Annotated in this window: 18 protein-coding genes; 3 read left to right on the top strand and 15 right to left on the bottom strand. The window is 59.7% G+C overall.

Annotation, left to right across the window (positions count from 1 at the left end; all coding sequences use genetic code 11):
- Positions 1-4 precede the first annotated feature (4 nt).
- The 8 genes from O8B93_RS17320 to O8B93_RS17355 form a co-directional block, all read right to left on the bottom strand.
- Positions 5-1960, bottom strand: coding sequence for an acetoacetate--CoA ligase (locus O8B93_RS17320; protein ID WP_269711157.1), 1956 nt, complete (start codon positions 1958-1960; stop codon positions 5-7).
- On the bottom strand, positions 1957-2841 hold the full coding sequence (gene mmsB / locus O8B93_RS17325) for a 3-hydroxyisobutyrate dehydrogenase (RefSeq protein WP_269711158.1): 885 nt from the start codon (positions 2839-2841) through the stop codon (positions 1957-1959). Before mmsB ends, O8B93_RS17320 begins: the two co-directional genes overlap by 4 nt.
- Positions 2842-2854: 13 nt before the next feature.
- Positions 2855-4450, bottom strand: coding sequence for a GMC family oxidoreductase (locus O8B93_RS17330; protein WP_269711159.1), 1596 nt, complete (start codon positions 4448-4450; stop codon positions 2855-2857).
- Between the two features lie 74 nt (positions 4451-4524).
- Positions 4525-5529 carry a branched-chain amino acid ABC transporter permease gene (locus tag O8B93_RS17335; protein WP_269711160.1) on the bottom strand — a complete coding sequence of 335 codons (1005 nt, stop codon included), beginning with the start codon at positions 5527-5529 and terminating at the stop codon, positions 4525-4527.
- Between the two features lies 1 nt (position 5530).
- Positions 5531-6418, bottom strand: coding sequence for a branched-chain amino acid ABC transporter permease (locus O8B93_RS17340; protein WP_269711161.1), 888 nt, complete (start codon positions 6416-6418; stop codon positions 5531-5533).
- Between the two features lie 2 nt (positions 6419-6420).
- Positions 6421-7122, bottom strand: a complete 702-nt coding sequence (locus O8B93_RS17345; RefSeq protein ID WP_142842431.1) for an ABC transporter ATP-binding protein — start codon at positions 7120-7122, stop codon at positions 6421-6423.
- 1 nt (position 7123) lies between these two features.
- Positions 7124-7909 carry an ABC transporter ATP-binding protein gene (locus O8B93_RS17350; protein WP_269711162.1) on the bottom strand — a complete coding sequence of 262 codons (786 nt, stop codon included), beginning with the start codon at positions 7907-7909 and terminating at the stop codon, positions 7124-7126.
- Positions 7910-7938: 29 nt separating this feature from the next.
- Positions 7939-9147, bottom strand: coding sequence for an ABC transporter substrate-binding protein (locus O8B93_RS17355; RefSeq protein WP_269711163.1), 1209 nt, complete (start codon positions 9145-9147; stop codon positions 7939-7941).
- A gap of 211 nt (positions 9148-9358) precedes the next feature.
- On the opposite strand from O8B93_RS17355, the gene O8B93_RS17360 reads away from it, so the two are divergent.
- On the top strand, positions 9359-10276 hold the full coding sequence (locus O8B93_RS17360) for a LysR family transcriptional regulator (RefSeq protein WP_269711164.1): 918 nt from the start codon (positions 9359-9361) through the stop codon (positions 10274-10276).
- A 134-nt stretch (positions 10277-10410) separates the two neighbouring features.
- A complete protein-coding gene (locus O8B93_RS17365) occupies positions 10411-11433 on the top strand; it encodes an LLM class flavin-dependent oxidoreductase (RefSeq protein WP_269711165.1) in 1023 nt (340 codons plus the stop codon).
- Between the two features lie 50 nt (positions 11434-11483).
- Here O8B93_RS17365 and O8B93_RS17370 read toward each other — a convergent pair whose 3' ends face one another.
- Complete coding sequence (locus O8B93_RS17370) at positions 11484-12602, bottom strand: mandelate racemase/muconate lactonizing enzyme family protein (RefSeq protein ID WP_269711166.1); 1119 nt, start codon at positions 12600-12602, stop codon at positions 11484-11486.
- A gap of 221 nt (positions 12603-12823) precedes the next feature.
- On the opposite strand from O8B93_RS17370, the gene O8B93_RS17375 reads away from it, so the two are divergent.
- Positions 12824-13498: a GntR family transcriptional regulator gene (locus O8B93_RS17375; protein WP_269711167.1), complete on the top strand. Its 675-nt coding sequence runs from the start codon at positions 12824-12826 to the stop codon at positions 13496-13498.
- A 62-nt stretch (positions 13499-13560) separates the two neighbouring features.
- Here O8B93_RS17375 and O8B93_RS17380 read toward each other — a convergent pair whose 3' ends face one another.
- The 6 genes from O8B93_RS17380 to O8B93_RS17405 all read right to left on the bottom strand — a co-directional run bounded on the left by O8B93_RS17380 (position 13561) and on the right by O8B93_RS17405 (position 20137).
- Positions 13561-14406 carry an ATP-binding cassette domain-containing protein gene (locus tag O8B93_RS17380; protein ID WP_269711168.1) on the bottom strand — a complete coding sequence of 282 codons (846 nt, stop codon included), beginning with the start codon at positions 14404-14406 and terminating at the stop codon, positions 13561-13563.
- Positions 14403-15242, bottom strand: a complete 840-nt coding sequence (locus tag O8B93_RS17385; RefSeq protein WP_269711169.1) for an ABC transporter ATP-binding protein — start codon at positions 15240-15242, stop codon at positions 14403-14405. The genes O8B93_RS17380 and O8B93_RS17385 overlap by 4 nt, the downstream gene beginning before the upstream one ends.
- Before the next feature lie 3 nt (positions 15243-15245).
- Entirely contained in the window at positions 15246-16160 is a 915-nt protein-coding gene (locus tag O8B93_RS17390) for an ABC transporter permease subunit (protein ID WP_269711170.1), read from the bottom strand.
- Positions 16157-17164 carry an ABC transporter permease subunit gene (locus tag O8B93_RS17395; RefSeq protein WP_269711171.1) on the bottom strand — a complete coding sequence of 336 codons (1008 nt, stop codon included), beginning with the start codon at positions 17162-17164 and terminating at the stop codon, positions 16157-16159. Before O8B93_RS17395 ends, O8B93_RS17390 begins: the two co-directional genes overlap by 4 nt.
- 62 nt (positions 17165-17226) lie before the next feature.
- A complete protein-coding gene (locus O8B93_RS17400) occupies positions 17227-18831 on the bottom strand; it encodes an ABC transporter substrate-binding protein (protein ID WP_269711172.1) in 1605 nt (534 codons plus the stop codon).
- A gap of 118 nt (positions 18832-18949) precedes the next feature.
- Entirely contained in the window at positions 18950-20137 is a 1188-nt protein-coding gene (locus tag O8B93_RS17405; RefSeq protein ID WP_269711173.1) for a M24 family metallopeptidase, read from the bottom strand.
- Between the last annotated feature and the right edge of the window lie 103 nt (positions 20138-20240).

The raw sequence follows: 20240 nt of genomic DNA on the forward strand, positions 1-20240 counted from the left end.
CGGCCTAGTCCTTCAGCTGCGGCAGGTTGCGAAAAAGCTCGAGCGATTCCGGGTTGGCGAGCGCATCGACATTCTTCACCGGCCGGCCATGAATGGTGTCGCGCACCGCGATTTCGGAAATCTTGCCGGAACGGGTGCGGGGAATGGCGCTGACGGCAATGATCCTTGCCGGCACATGACGAGGCGTGGCGCCCGAGCGAATGCGGCTGCGGATGGTCTTTTCCAGCTCTTCCGTCAAGGCCGCACCACCCTTCATGCGCAGGAAGAGGATGACCCGCTGGTCGCCGTCTATATCCTGCCCGACGGCAATGGCTTCCTCGACTTCAGGCACGGTTTCCACCTGCCGGTAGATTTCGGCCGTACCGATGCGGACCCCGCCGGGATTAAGCGTCGTGTCCGAACGGCCATGGATGACATATCCGCCGGATGGGCGCAGTTCGGCGAAATCGCCATGCGCCCAGATGCCGGGGAAACGGTCGAAATAGGCGGCCTGATACCGCGAACCATCCTCATCGCCCCAGAATTTGACCGGCATGGAGAGATGAGCATTGCGGCAGACCAGCTCACCGGCAACGCCGCGAACGGAACGGCCTTCATCGTCAAGCGTATCGATATCCATGCCGAGCATCGCGCCCTGCAATTCACCGCGATGAACCGGCTGCAGCGGATTGCCGCCAAGGAAACAGGCGCAGATGTCCGTGCCGCCGGAAATGGAGGCGAGATGCACATCCGCCTTCCAGTCGCGATAGATATAATCGAAGGATTGCGGGATGAGCGGCGAGCCGGTGGAAAGGATCGTTCTCAGCGAGGACAGGTCGTGGCTTTCACGCGGTTTCAGTCCGGCCTTCAGGCAGGCATCGATGAACTTGGCCGAGGTGCCGAAGGTGGCGATCCGCTCCGCGTCGATGAGGTCGATCAGCCGCGCAGGCTTGGGATAACCGGGATTGCCGTCATAGGTGACGAGCGTTGCGCCCAGCGCCAGACCGGAGACCTGCCAGTTCCACATCATCCAGCCGCAGGTGGTGAAATAGAAGAAGCGCTCCCCTTCTTGGATATCGCATTGCAGCTTCTGCTCCTTCATGTGCTGAAGAAGCAGCCCGCCGCCGGAATGGGTGATGCATTTCGGCTTGCCTGTCGTGCCGGAGGAATAAAGGATCGCCAGCGGCGCCTTGATCGGCAGACGGTTGAAGGAAATCTCCCCCGCCTTATATGGCGCGACGAAATCCGAGAGCGTCACGCAGCCGAGATCGGCAAGGCCGGAAGGAACCGCATCACCGATCAGCACGATCTTTTCGGGCCTCGCACTTTCCGCTACGGCACGGATGGTCGGGCCAACATCGATGCGTTTGCCGGCATAGCCATATTCCGGCACGGCGATGAGGATTTTCGGGTCGATCTGCGACAGACGATCTGAAGCGCCGGCCGGGCCGAAATCCGGCGAGCAGGACGACCAGATCGCGCCGATGGCGCTGACTGCGAGATAGCTGACGATCGCCTCGATATCATGGGTAACGATCGCTCCGACGCGATCGCCTTCACTCACGCCCGCATGGGCGAGCGCCTGCACCAGACGGGAAACATCGTCGTAAAGGTCTCTTCGGCTTATTTCGCGCCGCGTTCCGTCATCCCGATGGGCGATGATCGCCAGCCGCTCGTCGGCATCGCGCAGCAGGTTTTCGGCATAGTTGAGCCGCGCACCCGGATAAAATTCGGCCTCACGCATCGTCGCGCCAGCCTTGAACGCTGTTTCGCCGCGCGTACCGATAATCCCGAGTTCATCCCACAGCGCATCGTAAAAGGCGTCCGGTGCATCAATGGACCAGCGCAGCAGGCCGGCATAATCATCGGCGGCCACCCCGTGCGGTTTTGCCGTTTTCTCTGCGAAGGAAAAAAGCGCCGAGCGCTCGAGCCTTTCCCTCGTCGGCACCCACAAAATATCGGAAGGCGCGGCGTCCGTCATGCTTCGCTCCCGCGCAGCATCTCGACGATGGCGGAAAAATCGCGCCCGCCGCCGCCCTCGCCGACGAAGTTCTCGTAAAGCGCCGATGCCGCTGCACCAAGGGGGGTGGAGGCCCCGGCTCCATTGGCGGCCTCTTGCGAGAGCTTCAGATCCTTGAGCATCAGGGCCGCCGCAAATCCGGGCTGGTAATCCTTGTTGGCGGGCGATGTCGGCACCGGCCCCGGCACCGGGCAATAGGTGGTGAGCGACCAGCACTGCCCCGAAGAGGTGGAGGCGACATCGAACAGCGCCTGATGCGAAAGGCCGAGTTTTTCGCCAAGCACGAAGGCTTCCGAGACCGCGATCATGGAAATGCCGAGGATCATGTTGTTGCAGATCTTCGCCGCCTGGCCATTGCCACCCTTGCCGCAATGGACGATCTTTTTGCCCATTGCCTCCAGCACCGGCTTTGCCGCCGAAAAGGCATCGGCCTCGCCGCCGCACATGAAGGTCAATGTGCCGGCGGAAGCCCCACCCGTGCCGCCGGAGACAGGCGCATCGACGGAGGGGCAACCGGCAGAAGCGGCCAATTCATGCGCCTTCAGCGCGCTTTCCATATCCACCGTCGAGCAATCGATAAGGAGCGTCCCGGCGGAGACTTTCTGTACCAGATCACCATAGACCGAAACCACGTGCTCGCCCTTCGGCAGCATGGTGATGATCACATCAGCCGCTGCCGTCGCCTCGGCGGAACCCGCAGCAATGGGAACGCCGGCTTCCCTCGCCGCCGCACGGCAGGTTTCGGAAAGGTCGAAACCCTTCACGGTATAACCCGCCTTGACGAGATTGGCGGCCATCGGCAGGCCCATATGCCCAAGTCCGATAAAAGCGACGGTCTTCATGGGAGCGTTCCTCTCAACGATTATCCGCAAGGATCATGTCGGCAGCCTTTTCGGCAATCATGATCGTTGGCGAATTGGTATTTCCGGATGTGATCCGCGGCATGATGGAGGCATCCGCGACGCGCAGCCCCGCAAGCCTGCGGAATTTCAGCCTGTTATCGACAACGCTTTCGACATCCGACCCCATGCGTAACGTGCCAACGGGATGAAAAATGGTGGTGCCGATATCGCCCGCCGCCTTGGCGAGATCATTATCGTTTTCAAAGGAAGGGCCGGGCCGGTATTCCTGTGGCTTGAACCGGGCAAAGGCCGGCTGGGCGACGATGCGGCGCGTCAGCCGCATGGAATCGATGGCCACCTGGCGGTCGCCTTCCGTGGAAAGATAGTTCGGGCGGATTTCCGGCTGCATGGCGAAATCCGGTCCTTTCACATGCACGGAACCGCGGCTTTCCGGCCGCAGATTGCAGACACTTGCGGTAATGGCCGGAAAAGTGTGAACCGGATCACCGAACTTGTCGAGTGAAACCGGCTGGACATGATATTCCAGATCGGCGGTTTCCTTTTCAGGCGAAGAACGGGTGAAGACGCCGAGCTGGCTCGGCGCCATCGACATCGGCCCGGAGCGGGTCAGCGCATATTCCAGCCCGATCCGCGCCTTGCCGAACAGGGTGGAGGCCCTTTCATTCAGCGTCAGAACACCGGAAACCTTATAGACCATGCGCAGTTGCAGATGGTCCTGCAGGTTTTCTCCCACGCCCTGAACCTCGGCCACGGTGTCGATACCGGCGGCCTGAAGCACATCGCCACGGCCGATACCGGAAAGCTCCAGAACATGCGGCGAGCCGATTGCCCCGGCGGAAAGCACCGTCTCGCGCCGCGCCCGCATCTTTTTCAGAACGCCGTCATGGTGGAACTCGACACCCGTAACCCGACCTTCTTCGATGACAAGCCGCTTGACGTGAGCCTTGGTGAGAACCGTCAGGTTCTTGCGGCCAAGCGCCGGTTTCAGGAAGGCTTTCGCCGTGTTCCAGCGCCAGCCAGAGCGCTGATTCACATCGAAATAACCCGCACCCTCATTGTCGCCCCGGTTGAAGTCGTCAGTCGCGGGAATACCGGCTTCGCCGGCCGCCTTCTGGAAGGCATCCAGCACATCCCAGCGCACCCGGGCTTTTTCCACCCGCCATTCGCCGCCGGCGGAATGCAGATCGCTCTTGCCGCGATAAAAATCCTCCGACTTCAGGAAATAGGGCAGGATGTCGTTCCATCCCCAGCCCTCGCAGCCGAGCTGACGCCAGACGTCATAGTCCCGTGCCTGGCCGCGCATATAAATCATGCCGTTGATGGAGGAGCAGCCGCCAAGCACCTTGCCGCGCGGATAGATCAGCGCGCGGCCGTTCAGCCCCGGCTCTTCCGCCGTCTTGAAACACCAGTCGGTGCGCGGATTGTTGATGCAATAGAGATAACCGACCGGAATATGGATCCAATGGTAATTGTCGTTGCCTCCCGCTTCCAGAAGCAGCACGCGGTTGTTCGGGTCTTTCGAAAGGCGGTTGGCGAGAACGCATCCGGCACTCCCCGCTCCGATGACGATATAGTCATATTCGCCCATGCTCTTCTCCATACGCCGCCCTTGCCGCGTCGTCCCGGACGCGGGGGAGGCCTTTCCAGTGTTTGAAAAAATATCTAGCCGCGGTGCTGGAAGCCGAGTTTTCTCCCGAGCCGCGACGCGTAAAATTCACCGATCAAACCGCGCCGGAACACCAGAACGCAGGCCATGAACACAAGGCCGGTAATGATGGTGACCGGGAAATCCGATGTCGCGAGATAGTTCTGCAAGGTGACCACCAGGCCCGCGCCAAAAATCGGGCCGATCATGGTGCCGATGCCGCCGAGCAGCGTCATCAGAATGACCTCACCGGACATCTGCCAGGTCACATCGGTCAGCGTGGCGAACTGGAAGACCAGCGCCTTCAGGCCGCCCGCAAGACCGGCAAGCGCCGCCGACATGACGAAAGCACCGAGCTTGTAGCGCTGCACGCTGTAGCCGAGCGAAATGGCGCGCTGCTCGTTTTCACGAATGGATTTCAGGATCATGCCGAAGGGCGAGTTGACGAAACGCCAGATGAGCAGAAGCGCAAGCACAAAGGCCGCCAGCACCGTGTAATAGATGTTGAGTGGCGCGTTGAGATCGAGAAGGCCGAAGAGATGGCCGCGCGGCACGCCCTGCAACCCGTCCTCACCATGGGTAAACGGCACCTGAAGGCAGAAGAAATAAAACATCTGCGATAGCGCCAGCGTGATCATGGCGAAATAGATGCCCTGACGACGGATGGCGAAAAAGCCGATGACGAGGCCGAGAAGGGCGGCACCCGCCATGCCGATCACAAGACCGATCTCCGGCGTCACGCCCCATTCCTTCACCGAATAGGCCGTGAAATAGGCCGCACCGCCGAAAAACGCCGCATGGCCGAAGGACAGCAGTCCCGTGTAACCGATCAGCAGATTAAAGGCGCAGGCAAACAGCGCAAAGCACAGAAGCTTCATCAGAAAGATCGGGTAAACGAACATCGGCGCGGCGATGAGCACGGCAAGCCCCGCCAGAATGAGCACGGTCTTGATGGTGCCGGCAGTCGTCGAAACTTCCGTCTGCGGCATCGTACCGGCGGTGGTATGGGTGGCTTTGGACATATCAGGCGTCCTTTCCGAAAAGTCCGGCGGGGCGGATGAGCAGCACAAAGGCCATGATGACGAAGATGACGATGTTGGAGGCCTCCGGGTAAAACACCTTGGTCAGCCCTTCGGCGATGCCGAGCATGTAACCGGTGACGATGGCCCCCATGATCGACCCCATGCCGCCGACGACGACCACGGCGAAGACGACGATGATGAGGTTGGTGCCCATCAGCGGCGAGACCTGATAGATGGGCGCCGCCAGCACGCCGGTGAAGCCTGCAAGGCCGGCACCCAATGCGTAGGTCAGCGTCAGGAGCACCGGCACGTTGATGCCGAAAGCCTGCACCAGCGTCGGGTTTTCCGTCGCCGCCCGCAGATAGGAACCAAGCCGGGTTTTTTCAATCAACGCCCAGGTTGCAAGGCAGGCAACCAGCGAAATGACGACAACGAAGGCGCGATAATTCGGCAGGAACATGAAGCCGAGATTGGTGCCGCCGGCAAGCTCACGCGGCACCGAATAGGGCTGGCCAGCAGCGCCGTAAAGCCAGCGGAACGTGCCTTCCACCACAAGCGCTAGGCCGAAGGTGAAAAGCAGCCCGTAAAGCGGATCAAGATCATAAAGCCGCGACAGCAGGAAGCGTTCGATGATCGCACCGAAAAGCGCAACAACGAGCGGTGTCACCACCAGCGCTGCCCAGAAATTGATGCCGAAATATTGCAGGCCGAGAAAGGCGACGAAAGCGCCGAGCATATATTGCGCCCCATGCGCAAAATTGATGACGCGCAGCAGGCCGAAAATGACGGCCAGGCCGAGCGACAGCAGGGCATAAAACGAGCCGTTGATAAGGCCGATCAGCAATTGCCCGAGCAGGGCCTGAATTGGAATGCCGAAGATCATCGTCATCGTTAAACCCCCAGCACTTTATTGAGTTCGCCCATGCGGCCGGAAAGCTCGCCCACCGGAAAATTGCTGACCATCTGGCCGTGATCCATCAGGTAGAAGCGATCAGCGATACGGCTGGCAAAACGAAAGTTCTGCTCGACTAGAACCACCGTCATGCCGCGGCTCTTCAGCTTTTGCAGCACTTCACCGATGCGTTGGACGATGACGGGTGCAAGCCCCTCCGTCGGCTCATCGAGCAGCAGCACCTTCACCCCGGTGCGCAGGATGCGCGCCATGGCGAGCATCTGCTGCTCGCCACCGGAAAGCTTGGTGCCGGGGCTCATCCGGCGCTCATGGAGATTGGGAAACAGTTCATAGATTTCATCGAGCGTCATGCCGCCGGATGCGACGACGGGCGGCAGCTTCAGGTTTTCCTCGACACTCAGCGTCGCGAAGATGCCGCGTTCTTCCGGCACGAAACCGATGCCGTATTTTGCCGTGCGATGCAGCGGCACCGGCATCATATCCTTGCCGCCGAGCTTGATGACGCCCTTGCGGTTGCGGATGATGCCCATGATGGTGCGCAGCGTCGTGGTTTTACCCACGCCGTTGCGGCCGAGAATGGTGATGGTTTCGCCTTCACCGACCGTCAGATCGACGCCGTGCAGGGCCTGGCTTTCGCCATACCAGGATTTCAGGTTGGAGACTTCGAGCATTGCCGCCATATCAAGCCTCCTCCGTGCCCATATAGGCCGTGCGCACACGCGGATCGGCGGAAACGGCGGCATAATCACCCTCCGCCAGAATTTCACCGCGCTGCAGCACCGTGACGTGGTGGCAGATATCGGCAACGACTTTCAGATTGTGTTCGACCATCAGCACCGCACGTGTCTTTGCCACCTCGCGGATAAGTTCGGCGACGTGGGAGACATCTTCCCCACCCATGCCGGCCATCGGCTCGTCCAGCAGCAGAACCTTGGGATCGAGCGCCAGCGTGGTGGCGATTTCGAGAACCCGCTTGCGGCCATAAGAAAGATCGGCCGCAAGCGCATGTTTTTCCCTGACCAGGCCGACCGTTGCGATCAGCTCCTCGGCGCGGGCATTCAGCCTGTCGAGCGAGGAGAGTGGCAGCCAGAACTGCGTTGCAAGGCCATTCGGCCGCTGCAACGCAACCCGCACATTTTCCAGAACCGTCAGATGCGGAAACACCGCCGATATCTGGAAAGACCTGACGAGGCCGAGACGCGCCACCTTGTCCGGTGGCGTTCTTGTTATATCCGTTCCCATGAAGGTGATCGCCCCGCCCGTCGGCTGGAGAAACTTGGTCAACAGATTAAAGACCGTAGTCTTGCCGGCGCCGTTTGGGCCGATCAGCGCATGAACGCGGGCATGGTGGACGTCGAGATCGACGTTTTTCACGGCTGCGAATGCGCCGAAGGTTTTGCTGAGACCACGCGCCGAAAGAACGACGCGAGGTTCGGCCTGCCCGGCGGGGGCGGGAGCGATCGTCATGGAACTTTCCCCTTTATTGTGTCAGTCTTTTATTGCGTCACCAGCGGGCAACCGCTTTTTGCGGGGTCCATGAAGGCTTCCTTGCCGGGGATGGTGGCGAGCACCTTGTAATAATCCCACGGCTGCTTGCTCTCGTCAGGCTTTTTCACTTCCATGAGATACATGTCGTGGATCATGCGGCCATTGGCGGCCACATGGCCGTCCTTGGAGAAGACGTCGTTGACGGGCATTTCCTTCATGGCCTTGGCGACAGCATCGGCATCGTCAGTGCCGGCCTTCTCGATGGCCTTCAGGTAGTGCAGCACGGCGGAATAGGTGCCGGCATGCACCATGTTCGGCATGGCGCCGGTGCGTTCCTTGAAACGCTCGCCGAATTTGCGCGATTCATCGTCGCGGTCCCAATAAAAACCTTCCGTCAGCGTCAGCCCTTGCGCCGCCTCAAGACCGAGGCCATGGACTTCGGCGAGCGTGAAGAGAAGAGCGGCAAGCCGCTGGCCGCCGGCAACGATGCCGAATTCAGCCGCCTGTTTGATGGCGTTGGAGGTGTCGAGGCCGGCATTGGCAAGACCGATGACCTTCGCGCCTGATGACTGCGCCTGCAGCAGGAAGGAGGAATAATCCGTCGTCGCCAGCGGATGGCGCACGGAGCCCAGAACCTTGCCGCCATTGGCCTTGACGAAATTGCTGGTGTTTTCTTCCAGCGAATAACCGAAAGCGTAGTCCGCAGTCAGGAAGAACCAGCTGTCGCCGCCCTGCTTGACGAGCGCGCCGCCGGTGCCAACCGCCAGTGAATAGGTGTCATAAGCCCAGTGGAAACCATAGGGGCTGCACTGCTTGCCGGTCAGTTCGGTGGTTGCCGCACCGGTGTTGACGGTGATCTTCTTCTTGTCCTTGGAGAGCGCCTGCACGGCCAGGCCCACTGACGACGATGTCAGCTCCATGATCGAATCCACCTGTTCGGTGTCGTACCATTGCCGGGCAATGTTGGAGGCCACGTCCGCCTTGTTCTGGTGGTCGGCGGTCACGACCTCAACCGGCGCATTGAGCACCTTGCCGCCGAAATCCTCAACCGCCATCTTCGCGGCCTCGTAAGAGTACTTACCGCCAAAGTTGGCGTAAACGCCGGACTGGTCGTTCAGGATACCGATCTTGACCTTGCCGTCCGAAATCTCGGCGGCATAAGCGGCGGTGCCGGCGGCCAGTGCCATGGCCGTGGATAAAACGATACTCTTGCGCATGACTTCTCCTCCCAGAGATGATTGCGAGCCTCAGATTGTCTGGCAGCGGTGAACGAAACCGTTGCACCCGAATGGCCGCACCGCCCTCCTCAAAGCGATGCATCCTGAGCCTAGACTTCTCGAATTCGACCGTTGACACAAGAGCCGGGCATCATCAAATTGCGAACAGGAACTGTTCATTTTTGAACAGAACTCTTGATGGGAGACAAATATGGCGACCCCTTTCACCTGGGACGACCTGCAATATTTCCTGGCTGTGGCCCGCACCGGACAGCTCTCATCGGCCGCCCGCAGCCTGCGCACCAGCCACGCCACGGTCTCCCGCCACATAGACCGGCTGGAATTTTCCCTTAAAACCAAGCTGTTCGAGCGAAACCCACGCGGTTACGAGCTGACGACGGTCGGGCGGCGGCTGGTGGATACCGTCGAGCGCATCGAGGCGGAGGCTGAACGGCTGCAATCGGATATTTCCGAAAGCGGTAGCCTGCTGCGCGGCGTGGTGCGCTTGAGCGCCCCTGAAGGTTTTTCCAATTTTTTCTTCGTGGAAAGGCTTAAAGACTTCGCAATCACTCATCCTCACATCATGTTGGAGATGGTGACGATCCAGCAGATCATGGCACTGTCGCGGAAAGAGGCAGATGTGGCGGTAACGCTCGATCCGCCGAAAGCCGGTCCCTATATCAACGAACAGATCATCGACTACACGCTGCATATCTACGCCTCGCGTTCTTATCTTGCCGGCCATCCGAAAATCACCCGGCGCGAGGATTTGCTCGATCATTTCTTCATCGGTTACGTGCAGGACCTGATCTTCTCGCCGGGTCTCGATTATATGCGCGACGTGCTGCCGGGTCTCAGACCCAACTTCCAGTCGTCAAGCATTTTCGCGCAGCTGACCGCCACGCTGAGTGGCCGTGGCCTCTGCATCCTGCCGAACTTCATCGCCGCGCGCTTTCCGGATTTGCAGATGGTGCTACCAGGCGATGTCGAGCTGCGGCGCGGTTACTGGCTGACCAGCCATCAAGATTTTGCCAACGTGCCGCGTGTGCGCTCGCTGATGGATTTCATTCTCACCACCGCGCGTGCGCATGAAAATCTCTTCATTCTCAAGCGCGGAATGATGGTCTGAAATACCGATCGTTCACATTTCGGCAACACCCTGTCTATGCCTGGCAGGTTGGAGGATGCGGGCCGTTGCTTATATGAGTGACAACAACGATGTCGCTGCAATAGCCGACATCCTCCAAAATCTGGAAGGTCATTATGAAAAAGATCGGATTTTTATCCTTCGGCCACTGGACGCCCTCGCCCCAGTCCCAGACCCGCTCGGCGGCCGACACGCTGCTGCAATCGATCGACCTCGCCGTGGCTGCGGAAGAACTGGGGGCCGATGGCGCCTATTTCCGCGTGCATCATTTTGCCCGCCAGCTGGCCTCGCCCTTTCCGCTTCTGGCCGCCGTCGGCGCCCGCACGAAAAACATCGAAATCGGCACCGGTGTCATCGACATGCGTTATGAAAATCCGTTCTACATGGTGGAGGATGCCGGCTCGGCAGACCTCATCGCCGGTGGGCGCCTGCAGCTCGGCATCAGCCGCGGTTCGCCGGAGCAGGTGATCGATGGTTGGCGTTATTTCGGTTATCGCCCGGCCGAAGGTGAGAGCGAAGAAGACATGGCACGGCAGCATACCGAGGTCTTCCTCGAACTTCTGAAGGGCGAAGGTTTCGCTGAGCCGAACCCGCGGCCGATGTTCCCCAACCCGCCCGGTCTTCTGCGCCTGGAGCCGCATTCCGAGGGGCTGCGGGAGCGCATCTGGTGGGGCTCGAGTTCCAATGCGACGGCGGTATGGGCGGCAAAGCTTGGCATGAACCTGCAAAGCTCCACCCTGAAGACGGACGAAACGGGTGAGCCTTTCCATGTCCAGCAGGCGCAGCAGATCCGCACCTTCAGGGAAGCCTGGAAGGAAGCCGGTCATACGCGTGAGCCGCGTGTATCGGTCAGCCGCAGCATCTTCGCGCTCGTTAATGATCGCGACAGGTCTTATTTCGGTTACGGCAACGAAGGCGACGACAAGATCGGCTATATCGACGACAAGACGCGGGCGATCTTCGGGCGCAGCTATGCCGCCGAGCCAGAAAAGCTGATCGAACAGCTGAAGGCCGACGAAGCCATCGCCGAAGCCGATACGTTGCTTCTGACCGTGCCGAACCAGCTGGGCGTCGATTACAACGCCCATGTGATCGAGACTATCCTGAAGCAGGTGGCACCGGCTCTCGGCTGGCGATAACGGCTGTTCCCGAAAATGAGCAAGGCGGCGCATTCCCTGCGCCGCCTTTTTTATTTCACCGCCTTGCCATAACGGGCGAAGCTTGCAGCCAGCGGCGTGGTGCTCGCCCCCGGCTGCTCGGGCCGTTTGTAAACCCCATCACGCACATGGATCGGCTCTTCGAAATGGTCCTTGATCCACGGAATGTATTCGAGAATGGTCGATGCCGGGTGCCAGTAGCTCAGATGCACATGCACCTGGCTCATCTCGCCAGCATGCGGCACAACAGGCAAGCGGTGTGCAAGAGCGAGGTCAGCAACCTGGATATATTCGGTGATGCCGCCAAGCCGCGTCACGTCAGGCTGCACATAGGCAACCGCGCCGGCATCGATGAAGGAACGGAACGCATCCACCGTATAAAGCTGCTCACCAAGCGCAATCGGAATGGAGGTATTGCGCGCCAGCCGCGCATGGCTGGTGACATCGTCATACCAGAGCGGTTCCTCAAACCAGTAGATATCCAGATCTTTCGCCGCCGCGCAGAAACGCTGGCATGTCGGCAGGTCCCACTTGCCATTGCCATCAATGGCAATACGAACAGCGGAACCGACACGTTTGCGAACGGCGGCAAGCCGGGCAATATCGATGTTCGGATCGTCATGTCCGACCTTGATCTTCAGCCGCGTGAAACCGTCTTCCTCCACCGCCCTGGCGCTGCCCGCCAGCAAGTCTTCCAGCGTGAAGGACAGCCAGCCAATATCGGTATTATAAGCCTCCACCCCTGCCGTGCGGGCGCCACCGAGATATTGCCAGAGCGGCACGCCGGCCTTCTTCGCCTTGATATCCCAGAGCGCTACATCGACTGCGGCCAACGCCAGATGGGTGATGCCCGCCCGGCCGACCCATTGCAGCGATGGATAACGGGCAAGTTTCGTCCACAGCCTTGAATGGTCGGATGCATCCTCGCCCAACAGCAGAGGCGCATAACAATCACTGATGCAGGATGTGATCAGCCTGTCGGACGGCAGATGCGCGTGGGTGCCAGTGAAACCATAACCCTCGATCCCGTCGCTCGTCGTGATCTTCGCACCGACAACGCCCCAATGAGTGATGCTGTGGGTGGAATCGGAAATCGACTCCGATGTCAGCGGCAGATGCAGGATGAAGGGTTCGACAGCAGCTATTTTCATGATCGGTCATTCCTCGTTGCTTGAACGGCCTGCGAGGAGAAACAGAACCGCGATCCACGGACGCGGCGACGGTATTGGGGAAGCGACCTCCCGCCCTCCTCCGGCGGTTGGTATCCAATGGAGATAGAGCTAACGGAAAAACGATCTTTGTAAAATAAAAAATTTTTTATTTTTAATATTCAGCCATTGCCTGTCCCGCGAAGCTGGGTGATGATGTCCTCATGAACACGCTGATCAAAGTCACACTCGCCGATCAGGCGCATCGGGAACTCCGCGCCCGTATCGTCAGCGGCAGATTGCGCGGCGGCGAACGCCTGCTGCCCAATGACCTTGCCGCCGATCTCGGCATCAGCCCGACGCCCGTCAAGGAAGCCTGCCTGAAGCTCGAGGCCGATGGGCTGGTGGTCAATTCCTCAAGGCGCGGCATGGTGGTGCGTGATTTTACCGTGGAGGATGTGGAGGAGCTTTACGCCGCCAGAATGCTGCTCGAAAAAGGTGCGGTGGAAGTGGCTTTCGATGCCGGGCAATTAAACGACGCCCTGCATGCACAACTCGCTGAAAGCCTTGCGCAACACCGCGCATTCGCCAAGGGCTCAACGCTCGATGAATTGTCGAAAGCGCTTTTTTTCGATCGCAGCTTCCACGCCGCGCTCGTTTCCGCCGCTCGCATTCCGGTCATTTCCGGTACGCATGAGCGTATTCTCGACCAGACCCACACAGTGTTCGTGTCGATCCTCGGCGATTACGCCCGCTCCGTCGAAGAACACCAGAATATCGCCGACGCCATCGCCGCCGGCAGCAAGGTCCAGATCGTCGATGCACTATGGCGGCATCTGGAGCGCAGCCGGCAGAACACGTTACGGCAAGTGCGTCTGCTGAAAGAGGCCGGGGGCTGAGCAGAAAAAGAAAGGGCCGGAAATCCGGCCCTTTCCACTCTTTATCGTTCGACCCATCGATCTCAGGCCGTCGCGGCCTGCCGTGCCGCCTTGCGGCGCTCCACGCGGGCGCGGATGGCGTCGACATCCGTGATCGGTGTCGCGGCAAAAAGCTGACGCGTATAGGGATGCTTCGGATCGGCGAAAAGTTCCTCGCGCGAGCCCTGCTCCACGGCCTCGCCCTTGGAGATGACCAGCACGTCGTCGGCGATATAGCGCACCACGGAAAGATCGTGGCTGACAAAAACATAGGTCAGCTCGAACTCTTCCTGCAGATCGCGGAGCAGGTTCAAGACCTGCGCCTGCACCGAAAGATCGAGTGCCGAGACCGGCTCATCCAGAACCAGCAGCGCCGGGTTCAGCATCAGCGCACGCGCAATGGCGATGCGCTGGCGTTGGCCACCCGAGAACATGTGCGGATAACGGTTGAAATGCTCTGGGCCAAGTCCGACTTTGACCAGCATGGCCTCAGCCCGCTCGCGGCGCTCGCCAGCCGGTATCTTCGTGTTGATGACGAGCGGTTCCATCAGCACGTCGCCCACCTTCTGGCGCGGGTTGAGGCTGCCATAGGGGTTCTGGAACACCATCTGCACCTTGGAGCGCATCTGCGTGTCCGGGCGACGCCTGGCGATATCGACCGGCTTGCCTTCGATCTTGAGCTCGCCGCCCGATGCCGGGTCGATCAGCGCGATGATACGGGCAAGCGTCGACTTGCCTGAACCGGATTCGCCGACGATGGCCAGCGTCTTGCCACGCTCGACGGCAAAATCGATGCCCTTCAGGGCCTGAACCGTCTTCGCGCCGCCAAACAGGCCGCCGGGAACGTGATAATGGCGGGTGATACCCTTGCCTTCGACAACGATACTCATCGAACGCCCTCCTTGCCGAAGAAATCGGAAACCGTGGGCAAACGGTCGCCGGTGGCATTTTCCGGCAGGGCCGAAAGCAACGCCTTGGTATAGGGATGCTGCGGGGCTTCGAAGAGGCTCAAGACATCCGCCTCCTCCATCTTGCGGCCCTTATATTGCACGACGACGCGGTCGGCGGTTTCCGCCACCACACCCATGTCATGGGTGATGAGGATGAGCGCCATGCCATATTCTTCCTGTAGCTTCATCAGCAGATCGAGGATCTGCTTCTGGATCGTCACGTCGAGCGCGGTCGTCGGCTCGTCGGCGATCAAAAGCCGCGGCTTGGAGGCAATAGCAATCGCGATCATCACGCGCTGGCACTGGCCGCCCGACATCTGGTGCGGGTAGGCCTTGAGCTTGGTTTCCGGCTCGGGAATCCCGACAGCCCGGAACAGTTCCAGAGCGCGGGCACGCGCGGCGGCACCGCTCATGCCGAGATTGAGGCGTAGAACTTCCTCGATCTGGAACCCGACCGTAAAGGACGGGTTGAGCGAGGCGACTGGCTCCTGGAAGATCATGGTGATCTCCCGGCCGATCACCCTGCGGCGCTCCTGCGACGACATGTTCAAAAGGCTCTTGCCGTCGAAGGTCATCTCATCGGCGGTAATCGTCGCCGTATCGGGCAGAAGCCCCATGACGGCGAGCATCGATACCGACTTGCCGGAACCGGACTCACCGACGATGGCCAGCACCTCATGCTTGTCGACGGAAACGTCGATGCCGTCAACAGCCGTGAAGGCACCGGTGGCGGTGGCGAATTTGACGGTGAGGTTCTTGATTTTCAGCAGGCTCATGTCTCAGCTCCGCTTCAATTTGGGATCGAGCGCATCACGCAGGCCGTCGCCCACAAGATTAATAGCGAGCACCGAGATCAGGATCGTCAGGCCGGGAAGAGTGACCACCCACCAGGCGCGCAGCATGAATTCACGCGCGTCCGCGAGCATCGTGCCCCATTCGGAGGCAGGCGGCTGAGCCCCCATGCCGAGGAAGCCGAGAGCGGCCGCATCGAGAACCGCCGACGAAAAGGACAGCGTCGCCTGCACGATGAGGGGTGCGAGGCAGTTCGGCAAAATCGTCTTGAACATCAGCCGGAGATTACTCGCCCCTGCGACGCGCGCGGCGGAGACATATTCGCGTCGCAACTCGCTCATGACCGCGGCGCGTGTGAGACGCGCAAAGTGCGGCTGATAGACGATGGCGATGGCGATCATGGCATTGGTGAGGCCAGGCCCGAGGATTGCAACCAGCACCAGCGCCAGAAGCAATGACGGAACAGCAAGAACGACGTCCATGACGCGCATGATGACGGTATCGACCCAGCCGCCGAAAAAACCGGCGACGAGACCGATAACGATACCGCCGACAAGGGCGATAGAGACCACGACAATGCCAATGAATAGCGAATATTGCGCGCCATAGATCAGTCGTGACAATATGTCTCGACCCACAGCATCCGTACCGAAGAAGAAACCGGCCCGGCCGCCGTCCTGCCAGACCGGCGGCACGAGCAGCGCATCGCGATATTGCTGCGTCGGATCATGCGGTGCGATCAGCGGCGCAAAGACCGCGACCAACACGAGAAGAATGAACACGGCAAGGCCGATGACAGCGCCGCGGTTCTGACGGAAATAAAACCAGAAATCAGCGAACATCCGGCGGCGGATGGCGGCGTCCGAAAGGCGGACGCCAGAGGTGACGGTCGCGTCGGTCATTTGTGACGGATCCTTGGATTGATGAGGCCATAGGTCAGATCGACTAGCAGGTTGATGATAACCACCAGACCTGTGATCAGGAGCAGACCGCTCTGAACCGATGGATAGTCGCGGCGCATTATGGAATCGATCATCCACTTGCCGATGCCCGGCCAGGAAAAGATGGTTTCGGTCAGAATAGCGCCCGCCATCAAAACACCCGTTTGCAGACCGATGGTGGTGATAACAGGGATCATAGCATTGCGCAGCGCATGGATGCCAACGACGCGCAAAGGCGACATGCCCTTGGCGCGGGCCGTGCGCACATAGTCCTCACCCAGAACCTCCAGCATGGCCGAGCGTGTCTGGCGCGCAATGACAGCCAATGGAATGGTGGCAAGCACCACCGAGGGTAGGATGAGATGCGACAAGGCAGAGGTAAACGCACCCTTCTGCCCGGAAATCAAACTGTCGATCAGCATCAAACCGGTGACCGAGGGGAAGAAATACTGTATCGCGATCCGTCCGGTAACAGGCGTCCACTGCAGAACACCGGAAAAAAGTACGATGAGCTGTAGGCCCCACCAGAAGATCGGCATTGAAAAGCCAACCAGCGCGGTCGTCATGGCGATCTGGTCTAACCAGGAGCCGCGACGAATGGCGGCGATGACGCCGACCGGCACGCCGATCACGGTTGCAATGATGATGGCGACAAGGCCAAGCTCAACCGTCGCGGGGAAGAGCGCCAGGAACTCGGTCAGAACGGGTTTCTTGGTGACCAGCGAATTGCCGAGGTCGCCCTGAAGCAGCCGTCCGAGAAAATGAAGATATTGCTGCCAGATGGGCTGGGCGAAGCCGAGCTGTTCGGCAAGTTGTGCATGCCGCTCGGGCGAAATGCCGCGCTCACCTGCCATCAGCAGCACGGGATCTCCCGGCAGAACGCGCACGAAGGCGAAGGCAACGATGGTGATCCCGAGGAATGTCGGAACCAGATAGAGAAGTTTGCCGAAAATGAACCGGATCATGGTTTTTTCCTGAAAAGACGCGCGGAAGAACAGGGTTCTTCCGCGCGTCCAGTTGTTTGGGATTACTCAGCGATATCGACGTTTTCGAAGGTGAAGTCGCCAAGCGGGCTCATGGTGAAGCCGGAAACCTTGGCGGACATCGGAACGAACTGGGTGGAGTGCGCAAGCGTCGCCCACGGAGCCTGTTCCTTGAAGATTACCTGCGCCTGCTCGTAGAGCTTGGTGCGCTCGGCAACGTCGGTGGTCTGCTTTGCCTTGGCCAAGAGGTCCGAGAACTCCTTGTTGCACCACTGTGCACGGTTTGCACCGCCTTCACCGGTTGCGGCGCAGGACAGGAGAACGCTGAGGAAGTTGTCCGGGTCACCGTTATCACCGGTCCAGCCGAGGATGACGGCACCGTCGCGGTTCACTTCCGTGGACTTCTTGAGATATTCGCCCCATTCGAAGGAAACGATCTCAGCCTTGACGCCAACCTTCGCGAAATCCGACTGGATCAGTTCGGCCGTACGGCGCGCATTCGGCATGTAGGGACGCTGCACCGGCATTGCCCAAATCTTCATCGACAAATCCTTGACACCGGCGGCTTCAAGAGCCTTCTTGGCAGCGTCCGGATCGTAAGCATCGTCCTTGATGCTGTCGTTATAGGACCACATGGTCGGCGGGATCGGGTTCTTGGCAACCTGGCCAGCGCCCTGGAACACGGCGTCGATGATCGCCTGCTTGTTCATCGCCATGTTCAACGCCTTGCGCACTTCCGGCTTGTCGAAAGGTGCAACGGTGGTGTTGTAGGCGAAATAGGCGACGTTAAGACCCGGCTGCTCGTCGAGCTTGAGGGTCTTGTCGGCGCGGATGGCAGCAAGGTCAGCCGGAGCCGGGTAAGGCATCAGGTGGCATTCGCCGGCCTTCAGCTTCTGAAGACGAACGGCGGCATCAGGCGTGATCGCGAAGATCAGGTCGTCGATCTTCGGTGCTTCACCCCAGTAGTCGGCGTTCTTCTGGTAGCGGATGACCGCGTCCTTCTGATAGGCGACGAACTTGAACGGACCGGTGCCGATCGGCAGGTTGTTAAAGTCTTCCTTGGTGCCGGCCTTCTCAAGCGTATCGGCATATTCCTTCGACACGATCGAAGCGAAAGGCATGGCGATGTTGGCGAGGAACGGTGCTTCCGGACGCGTCAGCACGAACTTGACGGTGTAATCGTCAACCTTGACGATTTCCTTGATCAGCGACGGCATTTCCATGGAGTTGTAATATTCGTAGGTGATGCCTGCGATATACTGGTTCCATGGGTTCTTCGCGTCACCCTGGCGGTTGTAGCTGAAGATCACGTCATCGGCGTTGAAGTCGCGGCTTGGTGTGAACTTCTCGTTGGAGTGCCACTTCACGCCCTTGCGCAGGTGGAAAGTATATTCGAGACCATCCTTGGAAACGTCCCATTTTTCCGCAAGGCCGGGCTCTACTTCGGTCGTGCCCTTCTTGAACTCGGTCAGACGGTTATAGACCGGATGCGCGGAGGCATCGAAGGTGCCGCCTGCGGTGTAAGGCGACGGATCGAAGCCTTCCGGGGATGCTTCGGAGCAATAAACGAATGTCTTCGCCATGGCAGGCACGGCGGAAGTCATCGCAAGTGCAGAAGCGATTAGCAAACTGCGGGTCAGCATTTTCATCTGATGGTCCTTTCCCTCTTTTTCTAAGTTCCTGCGGCTCCCTTCGGGAGCCTACCTCTTCTGGTCAGTAGCAACACGGATATCCGTCTCGCCGTTCGGTCTTTTGCCCCCCGACCAATTACCCGGCGACCGGCTGAAACAGCCGATCGAGGTTCTTCTCCGGTGGGCAGAACCAACGCGGTCCTGCCTCCGTCATATAAGCTATATCCTCGAGACGGACCCCGCATTCGCCATAAACGCACAGCATCGGCTCGATGGAAAAACACATGCCCGGTTCGAGAACCGTGGCATTTGCTGCAACGATATAGGGTTCTTCGTGAATATCCAGCCCAAGCCCGTGACCGGTGCGGTGCGGCAGGCCCGGAACCTGATAATCCGGCCCGAAACCGGCCGCTCTCAGGCTTTCGCGCGCAGCCCTATCAACATCCTGGCAGGCAGCACCGAGGCGGGCAGCCGCAAAGGCCGCAGCCTGTGCGTCACGTTCGGCGTTCCAGAGAAAACGCTGGCGCTCGGTCGGCTTGCCGTAGACATAGGTGCGGGTGATATCGGAACGATAGCCGTGAAGAATGCCACCGAGATCGACCAGCACCATATCGCCTTCCACGAGCGTCTGTGCATAGGGCACGCCATGCGGATAGGCTGTCGCCTCGCCGAACTGCACCGCCACGAAAAGCGGCTTCAGACCGAGCGCAATATGGGCGGCATTAACGAAATCGGCGACTTCGGTGGTGGAGATACCCGGACGCAGCCCGTCGAAGACAGCCTTCTGCACGCCATAGCTTGCATCCATCGCCGTCTGGATGAGGGCGATCTCGGCCGCGGACTTGACCTGCCGCTGGGCTACGATCATCGGCTGGGCGGAAATGATCCGGCCTTCCAGGTGCTGCATCAGGGCCGATGCAAAGACAAAGGGCGTTGCGGGATCGATGGCGACGAAATGACCGGGACAGGAAAATGCGCCAATGCGGTTTACCATCAGGTCAAAGGGACTTTCATCCTCTTCCCAGACGGCAACTTCACCCGCAATGCGGATGAGTGTCTGCAGTTTTGGCTCTTCAAAGGTCGGGCTGATATAAAGCGGCGCACCCTCGGCAGGAATGACGGCACCGTGAATACGCTCGGAAAGGCCAAGCGACAGACCGGTATAATAAGTCAGCGACGATGATGCATCGAGCCAGACCGCCTTCACATTTTGCTGGATCATCCGCGCCTGAAGGCCGCGTAGCCGCAACCTGAACTCGTCTTCAGCGATCGATGGAACCGCGATCGGCTGAAATCGCTTCAGCGCCTCTTGAAACTCTGCCATTCTCTCCCCGCCGCTTTCGGGCTCACGGACACAAGCGTGCCGGCAGCCTCCCAAGCGTTCTTTTCCACATGCTTAAACACAGGCATGGGCCTAAGCAATGGGC

Source organism: Martinezella rhizogenes, from assembly GCF_027460065.1.
In the GTDB taxonomy this organism is placed as follows: domain Bacteria; phylum Pseudomonadota; class Alphaproteobacteria; order Rhizobiales; family Rhizobiaceae; genus Agrobacterium; species Agrobacterium rhizogenes_C.

Coding starts and splice junctions, on each gene's coding strand:
- O8B93_RS17320 (WP_269711157.1), bottom strand. CDS start 1,960: ATGACGGACGCCGCGCCTTCCGATATTTTGTGGGTGCCGACGAGGGAA.
- mmsB (WP_269711158.1), bottom strand. CDS start 2,841: ATGAAGACCGTCGCTTTTATCGGACTTGGGCATATGGGCCTGCCGATG.
- O8B93_RS17330 (WP_269711159.1), bottom strand. CDS start 4,450: ATGGGCGAATATGACTATATCGTCATCGGAGCGGGGAGTGCCGGATGC.
- O8B93_RS17335 (WP_269711160.1), bottom strand. CDS start 5,529: ATGTCCAAAGCCACCCATACCACCGCCGGTACGATGCCGCAGACGGAA.
- O8B93_RS17340 (WP_269711161.1), bottom strand. CDS start 6,418: ATGACGATGATCTTCGGCATTCCAATTCAGGCCCTGCTCGGGCAATTG.
- O8B93_RS17345 (WP_142842431.1), bottom strand. CDS start 7,122: ATGGCGGCAATGCTCGAAGTCTCCAACCTGAAATCCTGGTATGGCGAA.
- O8B93_RS17350 (WP_269711162.1), bottom strand. CDS start 7,909: ATGACGATCGCTCCCGCCCCCGCCGGGCAGGCCGAACCTCGCGTCGTT.
- O8B93_RS17355 (WP_269711163.1), bottom strand. CDS start 9,147: ATGCGCAAGAGTATCGTTTTATCCACGGCCATGGCACTGGCCGCCGGC.
- O8B93_RS17360 (WP_269711164.1), top strand. CDS start 9,359: ATGGCGACCCCTTTCACCTGGGACGACCTGCAATATTTCCTGGCTGTG.
- O8B93_RS17365 (WP_269711165.1), top strand. CDS start 10,411: ATGAAAAAGATCGGATTTTTATCCTTCGGCCACTGGACGCCCTCGCCC.
- O8B93_RS17370 (WP_269711166.1), bottom strand. CDS start 12,602: ATGAAAATAGCTGCTGTCGAACCCTTCATCCTGCATCTGCCGCTGACA.
- O8B93_RS17375 (WP_269711167.1), top strand. CDS start 12,824: ATGAACACGCTGATCAAAGTCACACTCGCCGATCAGGCGCATCGGGAA.
- O8B93_RS17380 (WP_269711168.1), bottom strand. CDS start 14,406: ATGAGTATCGTTGTCGAAGGCAAGGGTATCACCCGCCATTATCACGTT.
- O8B93_RS17385 (WP_269711169.1), bottom strand. CDS start 15,242: ATGAGCCTGCTGAAAATCAAGAACCTCACCGTCAAATTCGCCACCGCC.
- O8B93_RS17390 (WP_269711170.1), bottom strand. CDS start 16,160: ATGACCGACGCGACCGTCACCTCTGGCGTCCGCCTTTCGGACGCCGCC.
- O8B93_RS17395 (WP_269711171.1), bottom strand. CDS start 17,164: ATGATCCGGTTCATTTTCGGCAAACTTCTCTATCTGGTTCCGACATTC.
- O8B93_RS17400 (WP_269711172.1), bottom strand. CDS start 18,831: ATGAAAATGCTGACCCGCAGTTTGCTAATCGCTTCTGCACTTGCGATG.
- O8B93_RS17405 (WP_269711173.1), bottom strand. CDS start 20,137: ATGGCAGAGTTTCAAGAGGCGCTGAAGCGATTTCAGCCGATCGCGGTT.